This is a genomic window from Herbaspirillum sp. SJZ107, assembly GCF_006715485.1.
Classification (GTDB): Bacteria; Pseudomonadota; Gammaproteobacteria; order Burkholderiales; family Burkholderiaceae_D; genus Telluria.
Window position 1 is genome coordinate 1507032 of sequence record NZ_VFNH01000001.1, and the last position, 18784, is coordinate 1525815.

Sequence of the window (18784 nt, forward strand, 5' to 3'; positions counted from 1 at the left end):
GAGTCGACCATGAACCAAGCACTATCCGCGATTTTATCCAGACATGATAAGAACGGCGTGTCCGTCAAGAACCGCCTGGCAGTGGCGCCGATGACGCGCGTGACCGCGACACCGGCCGGCGTGCCGACGGCGACGATGCGCGACTACTACGCGCGTTTCGCCAAGGGCGGGTTCGGCCTGGTCATCACCGAAGGCCTGTACACGGACAAGGCGTTTTCGCAGGGCTACCGCAACCAGCCCGGCATCACCGACGACGAGCAGGCCCAGGGCTGGAGCGCCGTGACCCGCGACGCCCATGAGCAGGGCACGCTGGTGTTCGCCCAGCTCATGCATGCAGGCGCCCTGAGCCAGGGCAATCCCTACCGCGATCACACGGCGGCGCCGTCGGCAGTCAAGCCGGCCGGCAAGCAGATGGGGTTCTACCATGGCGAGGGCGACTACGCCGATCCGGTCGCCATGACGGAAGAACAGATTGCCGAGGCCATCGACGGCTTCGTCCAGTCGGCGCTGCGCGCCGTGCGCGTCGCCGGCTTCGACGGCATCGAAATCCACGGTGCCAACGGCTACCTGCTCGACCAGTTCCTGACCGCGCACACCAATGTGCGTGAAGACCGCTGGGGCGGCAGCACGCAGGGCCGGGTCAGCCTGCTGGTGGAAGTGCTGAAGGCAGTAAAGGCGGCCTTAGGCGGCGAGGTGCCGGTCGGCATCCGCATCTCGCAGGGCAAGGTGAACGATTTCACCAACAAGTGGCCGGGCCGCGAAGCCGATGCCGCCATCATTTTCGGTGCACTGGCAGAAGCGGGCGCCGACTTCATCCACGTCACCGAATTCGAAGCATGGCAACCGGCGTTCGAAGGCGGCAGCCACAGCCTGGTCGCGCTGGCGCGCCGCCATGCGCCCGACGTCACCATCATCGCCAACGGTTCGCTGCACAGCCTGGAACGCGCCGCCGACATCCTGCAGCATGGCGCCGACATCGTGGCGCTGGGCCGTGGCGCGCTGGCCAACCCCGACCTGCCGCATCTGCTGGAGAAGGGCGAGGCGCTGCGCGAATTCGACGGCGCGATCCTGGGTCCGATCGCCGACGTCAAGGACAGCGAGCTGGCCATCGAGCTGGTGCGCTAGCCGGCGTCAGGCGGTTTCCAGGTCGAACATGGCCAGGATCGCCGCCTTGAGCCGGGCGGCTTCGGCATCGCCACGCGCACGCGGGCGCGCCAGCGCGACCGGCGTCTCGGCGCGCGGCGGGCCGGGCTGGCGGTCGAGCAGCACGATGCGGTCGCTCAGGTGTACCGCTTCGTCGATGTCGTGAGTGACCAGCAGCACGCTCAAGCCGCGCTCGCGCGCCACCCGCGCCAGCAGGTCCTGCAGCTTGATGCGGGTGAGCGCGTCGACCGCCGAGAACGGCTCGTCCAGCAGCAGCACGCGCGGCCGGGTGTACAGCGCGCACGCGATCGCCACGCGCTGGGCCTGCCCGCCGGACAGCTGGCGCGGCAGGTGGGCGCCATAACCGGCCAGGCCGACTTCGGCGAGCAGCGCATCGACGGCCGCCGCGGAGGGTGGCGCATCGCCGCTGCCGAAGGCGATGTTGCGCGCCACGTCCAGCCACGGAAACAGGCGAGGCTCCTGGAACACGAAGCCGATGCCTTCACCGTCAGAGGCGCCTTCCAGCCGCACCGTGGCCCGCGCCCCCTTGTCGAGTCCCGCCACGATCGATAGCAGCGTGCTCTTGCCGCAGCCGCTGGGACCGACCAGGCTGACGATCTCGCCGCGCGCCAGTGTCAGGCGCAGGTTCTTCAGCACGGTGCGTTCGCCGTAGCGCTTTTCGTCGACGACGATTTCCAGAAAACTCATGCCCGGCTTCCCGCGAAGTCGTCGCGCCAGGCCAGCAGGCGCCGTTCCAGGGCCACCATCCCCATGTCGCTCAGCTTGCCCAGCACCGCCAGCAGCACGATCGCCGCCAGTACGATGTCGGCACGGCTGGTCTCGCGCCCGTCCGACAGCAGGTAGCCGAGGCCGCGCGTGGCCGCGATCAGCTCGGCAGCCACCATGAACATCCATGCCAGCGACAGGCCGGTGCGCAGCCCGGTCAGGATCGCCGGCAGCGCCGCCGGCAGCAGCACCCGGCGCACCAGCGCCAGCGGCGCCAGCCGGTACAGCTGGGCCACCTCGACCAGCTTGCGATCCACCCCGCCAAAGCCCGACACCACGCCGGTGTAGACCGGGAAGAAGGCGCCGATCGCGATCAGGACCAGCTTCGGCAGCTCGTCGATGCCGAACCAGAGCAGCAGCAGCGGCACCCAGGCCAGCGACGGGATCGCGCGCAGCGCCTGCAGCGTCGGATCGAACAGCGCGGCGGCGCGGCGGTCCAGCGCCACCAGCGCGCCGGCCAGCAGCGCGGCGCCGGCGCCGGCCAGGAAGCCGATGGCGACGCGCGCCGTGCTGGCCGCCAGGTGGGCGCCGAGGCCGTTTTCGGCCAGCCACGCCAGCGTGCGTGCGACTTCGGACGGCGGCGGCATCAGGTTGGCCGGCAGTACACCGGCGCGCACGGCCAGCTCGGCGCCGCCCAGAAGCAGCGCCGGCAGCACGAAGGGCAGGACCAGCAGCAGGGGCACACCGCCACGGCGCCGCCGCCGTGTGCCGGCTGCGGGGACATCGAGCACGCGGGTCGTCACGTCAAGCCTTTGCGATGTAGGGGCGGGCGAAGCGCGTGTCGACCAGGTCGGCGATCGAACGCTCCAGGTCGGCGCCCGGCTTGACCAGCGATTCCGCGCGCAGGATCGGCGCCGCCTGGCGCAGCGCGGCCAGGTATTCGTTGCCGGGCAGGGGCTGGCTGAAGTCGCTGCGCAGCTTGATCTGCAATAGGGCCACCGGCAGCGATACCTTGGCTTCTTCCGACAGGATCTTCGCTGCCTCGGTCTGGTTGGCGCGTACCCAGGCGCGCGCCTTTTCATACGCCTGGATCACGCGCGCCGTCTCGTTCGGATGGCTGGCCAGGAATTGCTCGCGCACGTTCAGGAAGCCGTAGGTATTGAACGCGACATTCCGGTACAGCAGGCGCGCGCCGCTTTCCAGTTCGCTCGCGGCCATGTGCGGATCGAGGCCGGCCCAGGCATCGACCTTGCCCTGTTCCAGCGCCGTGCGGCCGTCGGCATGCTGCAGGTTGACGTGCTCGATGTCGGACCGTTTCAGGCCGGCCACCTGCAGGGAGCGCAGCAGGAACAGGTAGGGATCGGTGCCCTTGGTGGCGGCGACCTTCTTGCCCTTCAGGTCGGCCAGGGTGCGGATCGGGGAATTCTTCGGGACCACCAGCGCAGTCCATTCGGGCCGCGAAAAGATGTAGGGGGCACGGATCGGCGTGCCGTTGGCGCGCGCTAGCAGCGCGGCCAGGCCGGCCGAGGAACCGATGTCGATGCTGTTGCCGTTCAGGTACTCCAGGGCGCGGTTGCTGCCGGCGCTGAACACCCATTTGACCTTGGTGCCGTCGGCCTTGAAGGCTTGTTCGAGCCAGCCGAAGCGGCGCAGTACCAGGCTGGTAGGCGAATAATAGGCGTAGTCGAGGCGGATTTCCTCCAGCGGCGCGGCGGCGGCCAGGCGCGGCAGCGTGGCAGCGCTTATGCCAGCCGCGCCGGCGGCGGCGAGTTGGAGCAGGGTACGGCGTTTCACTCTTTTCCTTTCTTATTGGCTGAAAACCTGTTCAGGCGGCGGATTGCTGCGGTACGATGCTGACCCGCTGCCCGGGATGGTGCGGCGCCAACCGGTCGCCCCGGCCCAGAAGCTGGCTGCGCAGGGTGCCGCCGGGATAGTCGGTACGGTAGCGCCCGCGCTGCTGCAGCTCCGGCACCACCAGCTCGACCACGTCGCGCATCGATTCGTGGGCCACGGCAAAGGCGAGGTTGAAGCCGTCGGCGCCGGTCGCTTCCTGCCAGGCGTCGAGCTGGTCGGCCACCTGGCCGGGGTCGCCCACCAGCACCGGCCCGCGGCCGCCCAGGCCGATGAAGCGCGCCGCCTCGCGCACGGTCCAAGTGCGCTCCGGGTCGGCGGCGCTGAGCGAAGCCAGCGCAGTGCGGCCGGCGTCGGTGTCGATGTACTCGACGGTGGCATCCAGCGGCAGGCGCGCGAAGTCGACCCCGGTCCAGCCGGACAGCAGCGCCAGCGCCGCTTCGACGTCGACGTGTTCGAGGTAATCCTGGTACTTGGCTTGGGCTTCGGCGGCGGTCGGCGCGGTGACGATCAGCGCCTGCGCATATACCAGCAGTTCGTCGGAATCGCGGCCGGCGGCACGGGCCGCGGCGCGGGTGGCGTCGACGTATTTTTTCACCACCTGCTTGCTGGGGCCGGCCACGAAGGTCGCCTCGGCATGGCGCGCCGCGAACGCGAGGCCGCGCGGCGAGGTGCCGGCCTGGTACAGGAAGGGCGTGCGCTGGGGCGAGGGTTCGCACAGGTGGATGCCGGGTACCGTGTAGTGCGGGCCTTGGTGCCGGATGGCGTGGACCCGGGCCGGGTCGGCGTACACGCCTTCGACCTTGTCCGCCACCACGGCATCGTCGTCCCAGCTCTTTTCCCACAGCTTGTAGACCACCTCCAGGTAGTCGTCGGCGAGGTCGTAGCGTTCGTCGTGGCCCAGCTGGCGGGTCTGGCCCAGGTTGCGCGCAGCGCTGTCGAGGTAGCCGGTGACGATGTTCCAGCCGACCCGGCCGCCGCTCAGGTGGTCCAGCGTCGACATGCGGCGCGCAAACGTATACGGATGCTCGTAGGTGAGGGCGGCGGTGACGCCGAAGCCGAGGTGTTCGGTGGCGTGGGCCAGCAGCGGCACCAGCGCCAGCGGATCGGCCAGCGGCACCTGCACCGCGTTGCGCAGCGCGGCATCGGGACTGCCTTCGTAGACGTCGTAGATGCCCAGCACGTCGGCCAGGAACAGGGCGTCGAAGCGCCCGCGTTCCAGCAACTGCGCCAGTTCGACCCAGTGCGCGGCGGTCTTGTAGCGCGTGCTGGTGTCGCGCGGATGGGTCCACAGGCCGGGCGACTGGTGGCCCACGGTGTTCATCTGGAAGGCGTTGAAGCGGATCGGCTTGCTCATCGAGGTGTTATTTTGCGCGTTGGGCCAGCATGGCCAGCTGGTAGTCGGTCTTGGCGTAGCCGGCGTTGTGCTGCTCGGTCCAGGCCAGGAAGTCGCGCGAGCGGTAGGCCGCAGCCAGGTCGCGCGCGAAGGGTTTGTCCAGGTCGGCGCTGCGCACCGCTACCAGGTTGACGTAGTTGCGCGAGATCTTTTCGGTGCGCAGCGCCTCGGTCAGCTTCAGGCCCGAGGCCAGCGCGTAGTTGCCGTTGACGAATGCGTAATCGGCATCCTGCAGCGCGCGCGGCAGCTGGGCTGCTTCCAGCGGCAGCAGCTTCACGCCGCGGATGTTGCGCGCGACGTCGCGCTCCGAGGCCTTGACCGGATTGGTGTTCGTGCGCAGCTGGATCCAGCCCAGCTGCTCGAGCATGACCAGGGCGCGCGCCCCGTTGGTCGGGTCGTTCGGCAGCGCCACGGTGCTGCCGGCGCGCGCCTCGTCGAGGCTGCGGTGCTTTCGGCTGTAGATCGCGATCGGCGCGGTCGGGATCGTGACCAGTTCGGACAGCGCCAGCTTGTGGTCGCGCGAGAATTTATTCAGGTAGACGCTGTGCTGGAACACGTTGGCGTCGAGCGCACCCTCGGCCAGTGCGAAGTTCGGCTGAATGTAGTCGTTGAATTCGACCACCTTGACCTGCCAGCCCTGGCGTTCCAGGATCGGCTTGATGCCGTATTTGACCTGGTCGGCGTAGGGGCCGGCGCTGGTGCCGATCACGATCTGTTTCGGGTCTTTGGCCCCGGCCTGCAGGCTGCAACCGAGTGCCAGCAGGAGCGCCAGTGCGGCACGGCGTTGAATCTTCATGGGCTTCCTTTTTATTAGTATGAATGGGTCAGCGTTTGTCGAGCCGGCGCGCCACCCGCGTGCCGGCGAACTGGATCAGCTGCACCAGGACGATCAGCAGCGCCACCGTGAACACCATGACGTCGGTCTCGAAGCGGTAGTAGCCGTAGCGGATCGCCAGGTCGCCAATGCCGCCGCCGCCGACCACGCCCGCCACCGCCGAATACGACAGGAAGCTGATCGCGAGGACGGTCAGCGCCAGCACCAGGCCGGCGCGCGCTTCGACCAGCAGTACCCGGGTCACGATCTGCAGCTCGGAGGCGCCCATCGCCTCGGCCGCCTCGATCACGCCGCGCGGCACTTCGCGCAGCGTCTGTTCGACCAGGCGCGCGAAATACGGGATCGCCGCCACCGACAGCGGCACCGCCGCGGCCAGCGGCCCGATCGAGCTGCCGGCGATGATGCGGGTGAAGGGCACCAGCGCCACCAGCAGGATGATGAAAGGGAAGGAGCGCACCGTGTTCACAATCCAGCCCAGCACCGCGGCGAGGGTCCGGTTCTGCAGCGACTGGCCGTCGCCGACCAAAAACAGCAGGATGCCGAGCGGGCCGCCCAGCAGCAGCGCCGCCCCGAGCCCGATGCCGAGCATGGTCAGGGTCTGGCCGAGGGCGACCAGCAGTTCGGGGAGCAGCGCGATGAATTTGTCGAGGGTCGAGGCGTCAGGCATGCAGCGCTCCCTGCAGGGCGGCGCCTGCTTCGGTGCCGTGGAAGGCCAGTTCGCGCCCGAGCGCGGTCAGGCGCGGTGTGCTGGTGTCGGCCAGGTCGAACTGCTCGGCCACGCGGCCGTCTTCCAGCACCGCGACGCGCTTGCACAGCGCACCCAGCGCCGGCAGTTCGTGGCTGACGATGACGATGGTCACGCCGAGATTCGCGTTCACCTCGCGCAGCGTGGCCAGCAGGCCGCGCGTGGTCTCGGCGTCGAGCGCGGAGGTCGGCTCGTCGCACAGCAGGATGTCGGGCTGGCTGGCCAGCGCCCGCGCGATCGCCACACGCTGCTTCTGGCCGCCGGAAAGCTGGGCCGGATAGCTGGCCGCCTTGTCGCCGATGCCGACCAGGTCGAGGCATTCGCGCACCCGCCGTTCCAGGCGCGGCGCATTCAGCAGGCCGTGCAGGCGCAGCGGGAAGGCGACGTTGGCGTGCACGTCCAGGTTCTGCAGCAGGTTGTAGCCCTGGAAGATCATGCCGATGTTGCGCCGTGCCAGGCGCAGGCCGCGCCGGCTCAGGCGGGTCAGGTCCTGGCCGGCGACGATCACCGATCCGGCGTCCGGGGTTTCCAGCAGGTTGATCATGCACAGCAGCGTCGACTTGCCGGCGCCGCTGCGGCCGACGATGCCGAAGATGTCGCCACGCTCGACCTCCAGCGTGACGTCGCACAGGGCGGCGTAGTGCTCGCCGTCGGCCTTGGCGGTGGTGGCGAAGGATTTGGCGATGCCTTCGAGGCGGATCAGCGGCTCGGCTTCGGTGTGCATGGCAGTGCTCACGAATAGGCGGTCGGTTCCGGCAGGCGGCCTTCGAGGGCGTAGCGCCCCAGGTCGCGCAGCTTGTAGTCGACCGGATCGTGCAGCGTGTGCACACGGGCATTGCGCCAGAAGCGGTCGAAGCCGAAGCGGGCGGACGTCGAGCGGGCGCCGGTCAGCTCGAACAGCTGGCTGCCGATCTCGATCGAGGCGCGGTGCGCCAGCACCCTGGCTTCGGCCACGGCCACCGCCACTTCGCCACGCTCCGCCGCGGTCAGGTCGGCACCGCGCCGGAAGGCGGCATCGAGCTTGCGCGCCGCCTCGTCGGCCAGCAGCTGGGCCGGGCGCACCAGCAGGTGGAATTCGCCGAAGCGGTGCTGGATGAAGGGATCGTCGACCGCGTTTTCCACGCCGGACGCGAACCAGGGCCGCGCCTCGTCGCGCAGGTAGCCGCGCGCGGCCGCCAGCGCGCCTTCGGCCAGGCCGAGGTAGAGATTGGTCACGACCAGCTGGGCCACCTGCGAGCGCAGCGTCGCCTGCGGCGTGGCGGCGCGGCCGGCATGCTGCAGCACCAGGTCGTCGCTCAGCGTGACGTTGTTGAAGCGGACGTTGCCGCTGTCGGTCTGGCGCTGGCCGAAGGCATCCCAGTCGGCCTGTACCTCGATGCCGGCCTGGCGCGTCGGCAGTACGGCGATCAGCGGCGCGGCGGCCAGCGGGTCCCAGGCGGAGATGGTGAGCCAGTCGGAACCGACCGAGCCGGAGGCGAAGCTCTTGATCCCGTTCAGCAGGTAGCCGCCGGCCGAGGGCACACCGACCAGGCGCTTGTCGAGCGGGTTCAGGGCATTGCCCCAGAAGGCGTTGGTGGCGACGGTGTCGGTCAGCAGGCGCCGCTGCTGCCCGCTGCTGCCGTACAGCCGGATGCCGGCCAGCTGCAGGTGGTGGAAGCCGAGCAGGTGCGCCAGGGCGCTGTCGGCGCGGGCGACGATGCGCACGGCGCGGTAGACCGTGGGCCAGTCGGCGCCGAGGCCGCCGAATTCGGCCGGGATCGAGAGCGCCAGCAGGCCGGAGGCGCGGATCCATTCGCGTTCTTCGGCCGCATGGCCGCCGACGCGGTCGCGCTCTACCGCGGTAGTGGCCAGGCGTTCGGCCAGCCTGTCGGCGGCGGCGATCGGATCAAACTCGGTGGGCGCAGCGGGAAATGCCAGGTGCATGGTGAATATCCAGGTCAGCAATGGCAGCCAGTATTGCAAACGGCTGTCGGTGCGTGAACGAAGATATTCGGGCTTGCATATTTGCTAAACGCTAAAACGAAAAGCGTCTAAGCATGTGCGCGGCATGGGCGGAAACGGATCGAAGCGCTTGACAAAGCCCGTTCTTGCTCTGATGGCATGAAGGTCGTACAGTGAGCCATACTCACCGTCCGCTAGTGGCCAGGAGCGCACCAAGGCGAAGGATGAGGAACCGTTAAATGTGGTAAAGGACCCGATGAGCAGAACCGTGTTGCGCATGAAGTCGATTGCGTTGCGCTTTGTGAGTGCAGCCGGTCTCACCTACTTGTCGCTGGTTGCGCCAGGACATGTTGTCGCCGTCTGCGGCAATCTGGGCACGCCACTCTATTGCCCGGTACTCGCGTATGGGTTTCCGCTACCATTCCTTGCAGATAGTCGGACGACCTCACCGATTGGTTCAGTGGCTAGAGATCCCTTGTCGATAGCGACAGGTCTGGATGATCTTCTGTGGCCACGGCTGGGTCTTGCGTTATTGTTCTGGATGCTCGTGGTCGCGATCAGCGCATCAGGATGGCGGCGTTGGGTGCGCATACGAAAAAGCAGTACCAGTACATCTGCTTAGGATCGGTACTCCCCAGAACATATGTCGCACCTCGGCCAATGTAGAAGCCCATATCGAATGCCTAACTACCTCTTCAGCGTCTTTTTTGCACTACTTCTGGGCTTTGCGCTTACATCCGCTGACGCCGCGAGCTTCGACTGCAGGCGTGCTCAAAGCAAGGTCGAATCGATGATCTGTGCCGATAGCGATATATCGAGGCTCGATGAACAGCTTGACGCCGCCTACATGCACATCCGTACGATGTCTCGCGATGACAAAACGGAAAAAGCGATCCAACGTGCTTGGCTAAGGGCGAGAAACACATGCGCTGACTTGGCTTGCTTGCAGCGCGTGTACACATCGCGCATAGCGGAGTTGCGGGCCAGGTCCGCCAGTAACAGTCCGCTGGTCGGTGTCTGGACAAAAGAGTTTTCCTGTGACCCGCTCAGCGGAATTTATGCGGAAAGGTGCAAACAGGGCCAACGCGACAAATTCGAATTGTCGATCGTGGTTGAGGGGGACCATGTTTGCGCGCTCCACGTGGTCTGGGCGAACATGGGCAATCGAGTCGATGAAATCGAGGATGTGCAGCCGTCAATGACCGGTAAGACTGATGGCAATAGGGCCACGGTCCGCTTCACCAGCACTTGGGGTGGGACCGGAGCAGCCACTCTGCGCGTCGAAGGCGATTCCTTGCATTGGAAAGTGACGGGCAAGGATAACGGAGAAAGCTGGATTCCGGATGAAGCCGTTCTACAACGCATTCCCGCAGGTGCATACGATCGGATGCCGGAATGTGGACGGTGAAGGTGTGTTCGGGTCTGCAGCGGCCTGTCGTGACAGTCGGCGAGGAATCTCGACATCGACCGCGCACCAGGGCGTGAGAGATACGCCGAGACCTTCGTCAGGCACTCTCAGGCACCCAGCCTGTCGGCCAGTTCCCCGATATCGGCCACCAGCAGCTCGGGCGGCTCGGCCAGCGGGAAGGGCGCCTGGTCGTTACGGCGCACGAAGGCGTTGCGCAGGCCTGCCCAGCGCGCGCCGGCAACGTCCCAGCCGTGCGCCGCGACCAGCATGGCCCCCTCCGGTTCGACCCGCATGCGCCGGGCCGCGCCCTGGTAGACCGAGGTGTGGGGTTTGTAGACGCCCGTTTCCTGCACGCTGAACTGGGCATCGAAGCAGGCCGTCAGGCCGGCATAGTCCAGCTGGCTGCGCAGGCCGGTGGTGGTGGAGTTCGACAGTGCCGCCAGTTTGAAACCGGCGGCGCGCAGCCGGGCCAGCGCCGGCGCCACGTCGGGGTAGGCGGGCAGGCGCGTGATCGGCGCGATGGCGCTGCGGGCCTGCTCCTCGGACAGCGTGACGCCGCGTCCCTCGGCCAGCATGCGCAGCACGGCGGTGCCGATCTCGGGCAGGGTGGCGTACTGCTCCGCCAGCGACATCGCGGTGGCGTACTGCAGCATCGTGGTGAACCACAGCTTCGGGCTGTCGGCGCCCGGCAGCACGCGGCGGATGCTGGCCTGCAGCGGAGTCAGGTCGAGCAGGGTTTCATTGACGTCGAACAGCAGCAGGGTGGGTCGGGACATGGGCGCGTGCGTATATATAAAGACGCATCATCGCGCATCCCGGACGGCAGCGGCGCGCGCCAGAATAACTACTTCAGCGCGCAATGATCAAGCGCAGCCCCAGCCCGATAAAGATAATCCCGGCGGCGCGGTCCAGCCACACGCCCGCCTTGGGCTTGCGGTTCAGCCAGGCGCCGACGCTGCCCGAAAAGAAGCCCAGCAAGCCGAACAGCACCGCCGCCTGCACGGCAAAGGTCAGCCCGAGCAAGGCCGTCTGCAGCGTGACGTGGCCGTGCGCGGGCACCACGAACTGGGGCAGGAAGGAGAGGAAGAACAGCGCCACCTTGGGATTGATGGCCGCGGCGATCGCGCCCTTCATCATCAGCGCGCGCGGCGACTCCACCACACCTTCGACCCCACCGACCTTGCCGCCACCGCGGCTGCGCAGCGCGCCGAAGCCGAGCCAGGCCAGGTACAGGCCGCCGCACACCTTGAGCGCGGTAAAGGCCAGCGGCGAGGCGGCGATCAGGGCGCTGACGCCGATCACGGCCAGCAGGGTGTGGCTGAGCGTCCCCAGCGCGCAACCGAGGCCGAAGGCCATGCCGCGCAGCCGCCCCTTGGCCATGCCGAGGCTGAGCACCAGCATGTTGTCCGGTCCGGGGGAGAGCGTCAGCAGGATGACGGTGCCGAGGAAGGGGAAGAACTGGTCGTAGGTCAGCATCGGAGCGCGGGAAGGACAAGGGTCTGCCATCTTACACGGCCTCGACTGCCCGCACTAGCCACAGGGCCTGCCACGCCGTTGCCGGTATCGGGGACCGTGGGCCATGGTGTAAAGTGCGGCTTTGCCCAGGCCGCAGGCGACGACCATGACCAGGAATAAGTCCGACCGTCCGATCCGCAACGCCACCGAACGCACCCTCGACGCCTTGCTGCTGCAGGGGCGGGTAGCCAGGCTGAGTTACCGCCTCGGCGGGCTGGGCCGGATGCGGGTCACACGCCAGGCCGTTGCGCTCGGACCGCGACAAACGCTGCCGCGGCCGCTGCGCATCGGGTTCGCCTCCGACTTCCACGCCGGGCCGACCACGCATCCCGCCCTGTACGACGACCTGCGCGCCGCGATCGAGCGCGAGCAGCCCGACGTGCTGCTGCTCGGCGGCGACTACGTTTCCTTCCGCGCCGACTACATCGAGGCCCTGCGCGGCTTCCTGCACGGGGCGCGGGCGCCGCTCGGCACCTATGCTGCGATCGGCAACCACGATATCTGGAATGGCCGGGCGCCGGTGGAGGCGGCGCTGCGCGCGGCCGGGATCGAGGTGCTGGTCAACCGCAGCGTGGCCCTGCCGGCGCCGTTCGGCGCAGTCAGCATCTGCGGCATCGACGATCCCTGGACCGGGCAGCCGTCGGCCAGCGCCGCGTTCGCCGGTGCCGAGCAGGCCGCGGTGCGCGTGTTCCTGACGCATTCGCCGGATGGCGTGTTCCTGCTCGACGACCGGGAAAGCCAGCGCTACGACGCCGGTTTTGCCGGCCATACCCACAACGGCCAGATCGCCACGCCCGGCGGGCGGCCATTGTTCCGTCCCGGCGGGCCCGGCTCGCGGGAATACAGCTATGGCCGCTACGACATTCCGGGCAAGGGCCCGCTCTTCGTCAGTTGCGGCGTCGGCTGTTCCGGCATCCCGCTGCGCCTGAATGCGGATCCGGAACTCCTGCTCTGCACGCTGACGGCGCAGGACGACTGAGGCCGCGGAGACCATATTTCATCTTCCTCAAGCCACCCAACATTGTTTTTTGAGTATTTCCTTTGATTCTGGATAACAGAATAGCGATAATGTGACGCCACTAGGACCTGTCCGAAAGGAAAGGTCCTTTGCTTCCGCCTGGCATCCTTATTGCTTGCCAGAAGCGGTCGCAGGCCCGCGCCCGAGGAGGAGACATCCAAAGGTCGGCCGGCGATACCCTCGCCGTGTCGCAGCATCAAGCCCGACTAAGCACGCCCGACCATAAGAAAGGGCACGGGGTCTATCATCAATTGATTGGAGAAAGCAGTGAGTCTTTTCAGAACCAAGAATCTCGACCAGATGGTCGCCAGCAGCCAGAAGACCGGCGGGCTGAAGAAAGTGCTGGGCCCGATGGACCTGATCCTGATGGGCATCGGGGCGATCGTCGGCACCGGTATTTTCGTGCTGACCGGCACCGGCGCGCTCACGGCCGGCCCGGCGCTGACCGTGTCCTTCATCGTCGCCGCGATCGCGTGCGGCTTCGCCGCCATGTGCTATGCCGAGTTCGCCTCGACGGTGCCGATCGCCGGCTCGATCTATACCTACAGCTATGCGGTGCTGGGCGAACTGGTGGCCTGGATGATCGGCTGGGACCTGCTGCTCGAGTACGGCTTGGCGACCTCGACCGTGGCGGTCGGCTGGTCCGGCTATTTCCAGTCCTTCCTGCATGGCTGGGGTTTCGACCTGCCCACGGCCCTGACCGCCGCGCCGGGCGCGCGTCCGGGCGTGGACACCGTCATGAACCTGCCGGCGCTGTGCATCATGCTGTTCCTGACCTGGATGCTGTCGCTCGGCGTGCGTGAGTCGGCGCGTGTCAACAACGTCATGGTGGCCATCAAGATGACCATCGTGCTGCTGTTCATCATCTTCGGGTTCGGCCACGTGAACACCGACAACTGGCAGCCGTACGCGCCGTTCGGTGCCTCGGGCATCATGAGCGCCGCCGCGCTGGTGTTCTTTGCCTTCATCGGCTTCGATGCGGTGACCTCGGCCGCCGAGGAAGTCAAGAATCCGAAGCGCGACCTGCCGATCGGCATCATCGGTTCGCTGGCGATCTGCACGGTGCTGTACGTGATCGTCTCGGCGATCATGACCGGCATCGTCCCGTTCAAGCTGTTCGAAGGCGTTGACCACCCGGTGTCGCTGGCGCTGGAGCACGCGGGCGTGAACTGGCTGGCGCAGTGGACCAATGTCGGCGCCATCCTCGGCATGACCACCGTGATGCTGGTGATGGCCTACGGCCAGACCCGCATCCTGTTCGCCATGTCGCGCGACGGCCTGCTGCCGGCGCGCCTGTCGACCGTGCACCCGAAATACGGCACCCCGTACTTCGCCACCTGGCTGGTCGGCATCGTGTTCGGCGTGATCGCCGCCTTCGTGCCGCTGAACGTGCTGGCCGAACTGGTCAACATCGGCACCCTGGCCGCGTTCTGCCTGGTGTCGGTCGCCGTGATCGTGCTGCGCAAGAAGCGTCCGGACCTGAAGCGCGCCTTCCGCTGCCCGGGCGTACCGGTGGTGCCGGCGATCGCCGTGCTGTTCTGCCTGGCGCTGATGTCCTTCCTGAGCCTGATCACCTGGATCGCCTTCGTGGTCTGGCTGGTGCTGGGCCTGGTGGTGTACTTCGGTTATGCGCGCTCGCGCTCGGTGCTGGGCGGCGCCGTGTCGAAGACCTGAACGCTCGTCGTCACTTTCGTTAGATCTGGAAGCTGCCCCTGTTTGCGCAGGGGCGGCTTTTTTTATGCCCAGGGCATCGCTTGCCGCCCGTCGATGGTTGTCATTACGGTACTTCCTGCGGGCTTGAAATCGTAAAATTTTTGTAAGTTCTGTCCGACATTCATGTGGGATGCGTACCGATTACGTATAGACCGATGCGTCCGCATAATCATGGCAGAACATTTACTAGAAGATTCATTATGACTTCAAGCTTAGCCGTCGACAGCCCTGAACGCGCCGCTGCAACCGCCACGAGCGACACTGCAATCCCGACCGCCAAGGCGCTGTACTTCTCCATGCTCGACAACCCCGAGGAAGCCGCGGTGGAGGCCCGCGCTTTCCTGCACGCCCAGATCGAGCTGGCCCGTTGCGAACCCGAAGAATTGCCGGAATCGGTAACGCAGTTGTCGGGATGGGTCCAGGGCCGTTCCGAAGCGGTCGGCCTGGCCTATCGCGAATACCTGAACGCGCGCAAAAATGGTGCGGCGCGCCGCTACTTCACCAACAAGTCGCATGCGCTGGCCTTCCTGAAGGGCGCCGCACCGACCAAGCTGGCCGATGGCGCCTGGCTGTACGGCACCCTGCCGCGCTGGGAAAACCCGGATTTCCACCCGCTGATCAAGACCTATCTCGAGGAACTCGGCGACGGCGTGCCCGACAAGAACCACGTGACCCTGTACCGCCGCCTGCTGGCGGCGCATGGCTGCGAGCACTGGGAAGGCCTGTCGGACCCGCACTTCGTGCAGGGCGCGATCCAGTTCGCGCTGGCCTATAACGCCCAGGATTTCCTGCCCGAGATCGTCGGCTACAACCTCGGCTACGAGCAGCTGCCGCTGCACCTGCTGATCACGTCGTACGAGCTGAACGAGCTCGGCATCGACCCGTATTACTTCACGCTCCACGTCACCGTCGACAATGCCGGCAGCGGCCACGCCCACAAGGCGGTGCAGGCGCTGCGCAACCTGATGGCGCAGTCGAGCGACCCGGCCGCCTTCTACCGGCGCGTGCTGGACGGCTACCGCCTGAACGAGCTCGGTGCCAGCACCACCTCGATCATCGCCGGCTTCGACCTCGAAGCGGAGCTGGTCGAGATCTTCACCGCCAAGGCGGTGGTCGGCAAGAACATGCACTCGGATTACTGCCGCGTCGCCGGCCGCTCGATCAACGACTGGCTGGCCGAACCGGCCCAGATCCCGGCCTTCATGGCGGCGATGGAAGGCGCCGGTTGGATCAAGCGCGGCGAAGACGCCGAGAACAGCCGCTTCTGGCGCCTGATCCAGGGCGAGCGCGCCGAAATGTTCGGCGTGTTCTCGAGCTACGAACAGCAGGTGCTGCGCGACTGGATCCAGAGCTCGCGCGACGACAGCACGGCCGCGCGCACCGGCCGCGTGCTGAGCCACCGCGCGCGCCAGCGCACCCTGGACACGCTCAACCAGCACGCCGAGCGCGGCGCCTATCCGGAGCGTGGCCTGATCCGCCGCCGCCGCAGCGGCGCGGAGAGTGCCGGCGACGCCGAACTGCGCCAGCTCGAGCAAAAGGTGGCCGACGCCGCCGGCAAGCCGGAAGCGATGGCCATGCTGGCGCGCCTGATGTCGCCCGCCGTGCACCACACGGCGATCGGCCTGATGGCCACGCGCATGTATTCGCAGCTGCTGGACGCTTGAACCTGTTCAGGCAAGACCAACCCTAGAAAGATCCGGCACGGGCGCGGCATGACCGCGCCCGGCTCTCGTTCCGAACAAGGAAATCCTGTGCGCATACTCGAACAACGCTTCCTGCGTGGCCCCAACATCCACGCCGATACCCCATGCCTGCTGTCCGTGGTCGATCTCGAAGACATGTACGGCATCTCCACGCGCGACCTGCCGCACTTCAACGAAGCGCTGCTGGACCTGCTGCCGCTGCTGGCCGACTACCTGGTACCGACCGGCCAGCCGGGCGGCTTCGCTCAGCGCCTGCGCGAAGGCACGTATCTGGCGCGCGTGATCGAGCACGTGACGCTCGGCCTGCAATGCCTGGCCGGCGCCGGCGCCTCGTTCGGCCGCACCCGCCCGGTCACCGGCGTGCCCGGCCAGTACCGCATCGTGTGCGCCTACCAGCTGGAAAAGGTGGCGCAGCCGGCGTTCGCGCTGGCAGTGGACATCGTCGACGCGCTGTCTCATGGCCGCCCGTTCGAGCTGGCGCCGCGCATGGATGAACTGCGCGAGCTGGCCCGGCACTACGCCATCGGCACCTCCACCGCCGCGGTGCTGGCCGCGGCCCAGGAACGCAACATCCCGATCCAGCGCGTCACCGAGGACGCCAACCTGTTCCAGCTCGGCTGGGGCGCCAAGCAGAAGCGCATCCAGGCCACCATCACCGGCGAGACCAGCAACATCGCGGTGCGCATCGCCAGCGACAAGCAGCTGACCAAGACCCTGCTGGCGGAAGCCGGCGTGCCGGTACCGCAGGGCGAGACCGTGACCAGCATCGAAGACGCGCTACGCGTGGCGCGCCGCATCAAGGCGCCGGTGACGGTCAAGCCGCTCGACGCCAACCAGGGCAAGGGCGTCACCGTCAACTGCAGCACGGACGATGAAATCGAGCAGGCCTACGCCTTCGCGCGCAAGCACGGCCGCCGCATCATCGTCGAACGCCACGTCGAGGGCCACGACTACCGCGTGCTGGTGGCCGGCGGCAAGGTCGCCGCCGCCTCTATGCGGCGTCCGGCCCATGTGGCCGGCGACGGCGAGAAGACCATCCGCGAACTGGTGGAGATCGAGAACCGCAACCCGGCGCGCGGCGAAGGCCACACCAACATCCTGACCCAGATCGCCCTCGACGCCCACGCCGAGGAAATGCTGCGCAAGCAGGGCTACCAGCCCGATTCGGTGCTGCCGCCCGGCGACGTGGCTTACCTGCGCGGCAACGCCAACCTGTCCACCGGCGGCACCGCCGAGGACGTGACCGACCTGCTGCCGGAGACCACGCGGCGCCTGTGCATCCGCGCCGCCGCCAAGATCGGCCTCGACGTGGCCGGCATCGACATCGTCTGCCGCGACATCGCCGAACCGCTGGAAGCGCAGGGCGGCGCGGTGATCGAAGTGAACGCCGCCCCCGGCATCCGCATGCACCAGTACCCGAGCAGCGGCCAGCCGCGCGACGCCGGCGATGCCATCGTCGACGGCCTGATGGGCAAGTCCGACGGCCGCATCCCGATCATCGCCTGCACCGGCACCAACGGCAAGACCACCACCACGCTGCTGATGGCGCACACCGTGCGCATGGCCGGCCGCGTGACCGGCGTCACCACCACCCACGGCGTCATCATCGACGGCAAGCAGGTGGTCAAGGGCGACTGCACCGGCTACTGGTCGGCGCGCACCGTGCTGGCCTCGCCGGACGTCGAATTCGCGGTGCTGGAAACGGCGCGCGGCGGCATCCTCAAGCGCGGCCTGGCGTTCGACCGCTGCGACGTCGGCGTGGTGCTGAACGTGGCCGCCGACCACCTGGGCCTGGACGGCATCGACACGGTCGAAGACCTGGCCCAGGTCAAGGCGGTGGTGCCGATGTCGGCGTCGCGCGCGGTGGTCCTGAACGCCGAAGACCCGCTGTGCGTGGCAATGGCGCGCCGCGTGCACCCGGACGTCGAGATCGTGTACTTCTCGATGGAAGCCGACAACCCGATCCTGCTGCGCCACCTGGAAGAGGGCGGCCGCGCCAGCTACCTGCAGGACAACGCGATCGTGGTGGCCGACGCCACCTACCACCAGCAGCTGGTGCGCGTCGAGAGCATGCCGATCACCTTCGGTGGCCGCGCGCGCTACAACATCGCCAACGGCCTGGCCGCGGCGGCGGCGCTGATGGCGTCCGGCTTCACCAACCTGCAGATCGCCACCGGCCTTTCCACTTTCGTGAGCGACGGCAAGAGCAACCCGCTGCGCACCAACGTATTCGACGTGCGCGGCGTGACCGTGATCGTCGACTACGCGCACAACCCGGCGGCCTATGCGGCGCTGTCGGAAATGGCGCGCGGCCTGCTGCCGGGCCAGCTGGTCGGCATCGTCACGGCGCCGGGCGACCGCCGCGATGCCGACCTGGTCGAGACCGGGCGCGTGTGCGCGGCCGGCTTCGACGAGCTGGTGGTGTACGAGTCGGCCAGCCGGGGCCGGGCGGTCGGCGATGCGGTCGACCTGATCCTGCGCGGGGCCGAGGAAGTGGTCGGCGCGTCCGATACCCTGCACCGCGAGCTGGAAGTCGGCAAGGCGATCCGGCTGGGGCTGTCGCTGTGCCAGCGCGGCGACGTGCTGGTGTTTGCCTGCGGGACGTCGCTGCAGGTGTTCGTGGATGCGATCCGGGAGATGGATCCGGAGAGTGCGGAGCGGATTGCGGCGCAGGTGGGGTGAGGCGCGCACACGGTGCGGGTGTCCTACCCGCATCGTGATGCTGTCGGAATACCTTACATCCACCTTGCATAAACAATATTTTCTTTATTCTTCAATGGCTTATTGATC

Annotated in this window: 16 protein-coding genes; 6 read left to right on the forward strand and 10 right to left on the reverse strand. The window is 67.4% G+C overall.

Annotated elements, in window-relative coordinates; genetic code table 11:
• Positions 1 to 9 precede the first annotated feature (9 nt).
• Complete coding sequence (locus tag FBX97_RS06795; RefSeq protein ID WP_141829755.1) at positions 10 to 1125, forward strand: NADH:flavin oxidoreductase; 1116 nt, start codon at positions 10 to 12, stop codon at positions 1123 to 1125.
• Positions 1126 to 1131: 6 nt separating this feature from the next.
• On the opposite strand, the gene FBX97_RS06800 is transcribed toward FBX97_RS06795, so the two are convergent.
• The 8 genes from FBX97_RS06800 to FBX97_RS06835 are packed head-to-tail and all read right to left on the reverse strand — an operon-like array spanning position 1132 to position 8619.
• On the reverse strand, positions 1132 to 1851 hold the full coding sequence (locus FBX97_RS06800; protein ID WP_141829757.1) for an ABC transporter ATP-binding protein: 720 nt from the start codon (positions 1849 to 1851) through the stop codon (positions 1132 to 1134).
• The gene (locus FBX97_RS06805) at positions 1848 to 2672 is read right to left on the reverse strand and encodes an ABC transporter permease (protein WP_370457167.1); all 825 of its coding nucleotides are present in this window, start codon (positions 2670 to 2672) and stop codon (positions 1848 to 1850) included. Before FBX97_RS06805 ends, FBX97_RS06800 begins: the two co-directional genes overlap by 4 nt.
• Position 2673: 1 nt before the next feature.
• The gene (locus FBX97_RS06810; RefSeq protein ID WP_141829759.1) at positions 2674 to 3663 is read right to left on the reverse strand and encodes an aliphatic sulfonate ABC transporter substrate-binding protein; all 990 of its coding nucleotides are present in this window, start codon (positions 3661 to 3663) and stop codon (positions 2674 to 2676) included.
• A gap of 31 nt (positions 3664 to 3694) precedes the next feature.
• Positions 3695 to 5077, reverse strand: coding sequence for an LLM class flavin-dependent oxidoreductase (locus FBX97_RS06815; RefSeq protein WP_141829761.1), 1383 nt, complete (start codon positions 5075 to 5077; stop codon positions 3695 to 3697).
• Between the two features lie 7 nt (positions 5078 to 5084).
• Positions 5085 to 5912 carry a MetQ/NlpA family ABC transporter substrate-binding protein gene (locus FBX97_RS06820; protein ID WP_141829763.1) on the reverse strand — a complete coding sequence of 276 codons (828 nt, stop codon included), beginning with the start codon at positions 5910 to 5912 and terminating at the stop codon, positions 5085 to 5087.
• Positions 5913 to 5940: 28 nt separating this feature from the next.
• A complete protein-coding gene (locus FBX97_RS06825; RefSeq protein ID WP_141829769.1) occupies positions 5941 to 6618 on the reverse strand; it encodes a methionine ABC transporter permease in 678 nt (225 codons plus the stop codon).
• Complete coding sequence (locus FBX97_RS06830) at positions 6611 to 7420, reverse strand: methionine ABC transporter ATP-binding protein (RefSeq protein WP_141829771.1); 810 nt, start codon at positions 7418 to 7420, stop codon at positions 6611 to 6613. The genes FBX97_RS06825 and FBX97_RS06830 overlap by 8 nt, the downstream gene beginning before the upstream one ends.
• 8 nt (positions 7421 to 7428) lie before the next feature.
• Complete coding sequence (locus FBX97_RS06835; RefSeq protein WP_141829773.1) at positions 7429 to 8619, reverse strand: acyl-CoA dehydrogenase family protein; 1191 nt, start codon at positions 8617 to 8619, stop codon at positions 7429 to 7431.
• A 697-nt stretch (positions 8620 to 9316) separates the two neighbouring features.
• Between FBX97_RS06835 and FBX97_RS06840 the strand changes: the two genes are divergently transcribed.
• A complete protein-coding gene (locus FBX97_RS06840) occupies positions 9317 to 10045 on the forward strand; it encodes a lysozyme inhibitor LprI family protein (protein ID WP_141829775.1) in 729 nt (242 codons plus the stop codon).
• A 107-nt stretch (positions 10046 to 10152) separates the two neighbouring features.
• On the opposite strand, the gene FBX97_RS06845 is transcribed toward FBX97_RS06840, so the two are convergent.
• On the reverse strand, positions 10153 to 10821 hold the full coding sequence (locus FBX97_RS06845; protein ID WP_141829777.1) for a haloacid dehalogenase type II: 669 nt from the start codon (positions 10819 to 10821) through the stop codon (positions 10153 to 10155).
• 73 nt (positions 10822 to 10894) lie between these two features.
• Positions 10895 to 11521, reverse strand: a complete 627-nt coding sequence (locus tag FBX97_RS06850) for a LysE family translocator (protein ID WP_141829779.1) — start codon at positions 11519 to 11521, stop codon at positions 10895 to 10897.
• 145 nt (positions 11522 to 11666) lie between these two features.
• Here FBX97_RS06850 and FBX97_RS06855 point away from each other — a divergent pair, with 145 nt between their 5' ends.
• From FBX97_RS06855 to cphA, 4 genes are all read left to right on the forward strand, one after another.
• Positions 11667 to 12539, forward strand: a complete 873-nt coding sequence (locus FBX97_RS06855; RefSeq protein WP_141829781.1) for a metallophosphoesterase — start codon at positions 11667 to 11669, stop codon at positions 12537 to 12539.
• A 306-nt stretch (positions 12540 to 12845) separates the two neighbouring features.
• The gene (locus FBX97_RS06860; RefSeq protein WP_141829782.1) at positions 12846 to 14252 is read left to right on the forward strand and encodes an amino acid permease; all 1407 of its coding nucleotides are present in this window, start codon (positions 12846 to 12848) and stop codon (positions 14250 to 14252) included.
• A 239-nt stretch (positions 14253 to 14491) separates the two neighbouring features.
• Positions 14492 to 15955, forward strand: a complete 1464-nt coding sequence (locus FBX97_RS06865; RefSeq protein WP_141829784.1) for an iron-containing redox enzyme family protein — start codon at positions 14492 to 14494, stop codon at positions 15953 to 15955.
• An 87-nt stretch (positions 15956 to 16042) separates the two neighbouring features.
• A complete protein-coding gene (gene cphA / locus FBX97_RS06870) occupies positions 16043 to 18676 on the forward strand; it encodes a cyanophycin synthetase (RefSeq protein WP_141829786.1) in 2634 nt (877 codons plus the stop codon).
• The last annotated feature ends 108 nt before the right edge of the window (positions 18677 to 18784 follow it).

Bases quoted from the DNA above. Each gene is read 5' to 3' on its own strand.
- FBX97_RS06795 (WP_141829755.1), top strand. From the start codon at position 10: ATGAACCAAGCACTATCCGCGATTTTATCCAGACATGATAAGAACGGC.
- FBX97_RS06800 (WP_141829757.1), bottom strand. From the start codon at position 1,851: ATGAGTTTTCTGGAAATCGTCGTCGACGAAAAGCGCTACGGCGAACGC.
- FBX97_RS06815 (WP_141829761.1), bottom strand. From the start codon at position 5,077: ATGAGCAAGCCGATCCGCTTCAACGCCTTCCAGATGAACACCGTGGGC.
- FBX97_RS06820 (WP_141829763.1), bottom strand. From the start codon at position 5,912: ATGAAGATTCAACGCCGTGCCGCACTGGCGCTCCTGCTGGCACTCGGT.
- FBX97_RS06825 (WP_141829769.1), bottom strand. From the start codon at position 6,618: ATGCCTGACGCCTCGACCCTCGACAAATTCATCGCGCTGCTCCCCGAA.
- FBX97_RS06830 (WP_141829771.1), bottom strand. From the start codon at position 7,420: ATGCACACCGAAGCCGAGCCGCTGATCCGCCTCGAAGGCATCGCCAAA.
- FBX97_RS06835 (WP_141829773.1), bottom strand. From the start codon at position 8,619: ATGCACCTGGCATTTCCCGCTGCGCCCACCGAGTTTGATCCGATCGCC.
- FBX97_RS06840 (WP_141829775.1), top strand. From the start codon at position 9,317: ATGCCTAACTACCTCTTCAGCGTCTTTTTTGCACTACTTCTGGGCTTT.
- FBX97_RS06845 (WP_141829777.1), bottom strand. From the start codon at position 10,821: ATGTCCCGACCCACCCTGCTGCTGTTCGACGTCAATGAAACCCTGCTC.
- FBX97_RS06850 (WP_141829779.1), bottom strand. From the start codon at position 11,521: ATGCTGACCTACGACCAGTTCTTCCCCTTCCTCGGCACCGTCATCCTG.
- FBX97_RS06855 (WP_141829781.1), top strand. From the start codon at position 11,667: ATGACCAGGAATAAGTCCGACCGTCCGATCCGCAACGCCACCGAACGC.
- FBX97_RS06865 (WP_141829784.1), top strand. From the start codon at position 14,492: ATGACTTCAAGCTTAGCCGTCGACAGCCCTGAACGCGCCGCTGCAACC.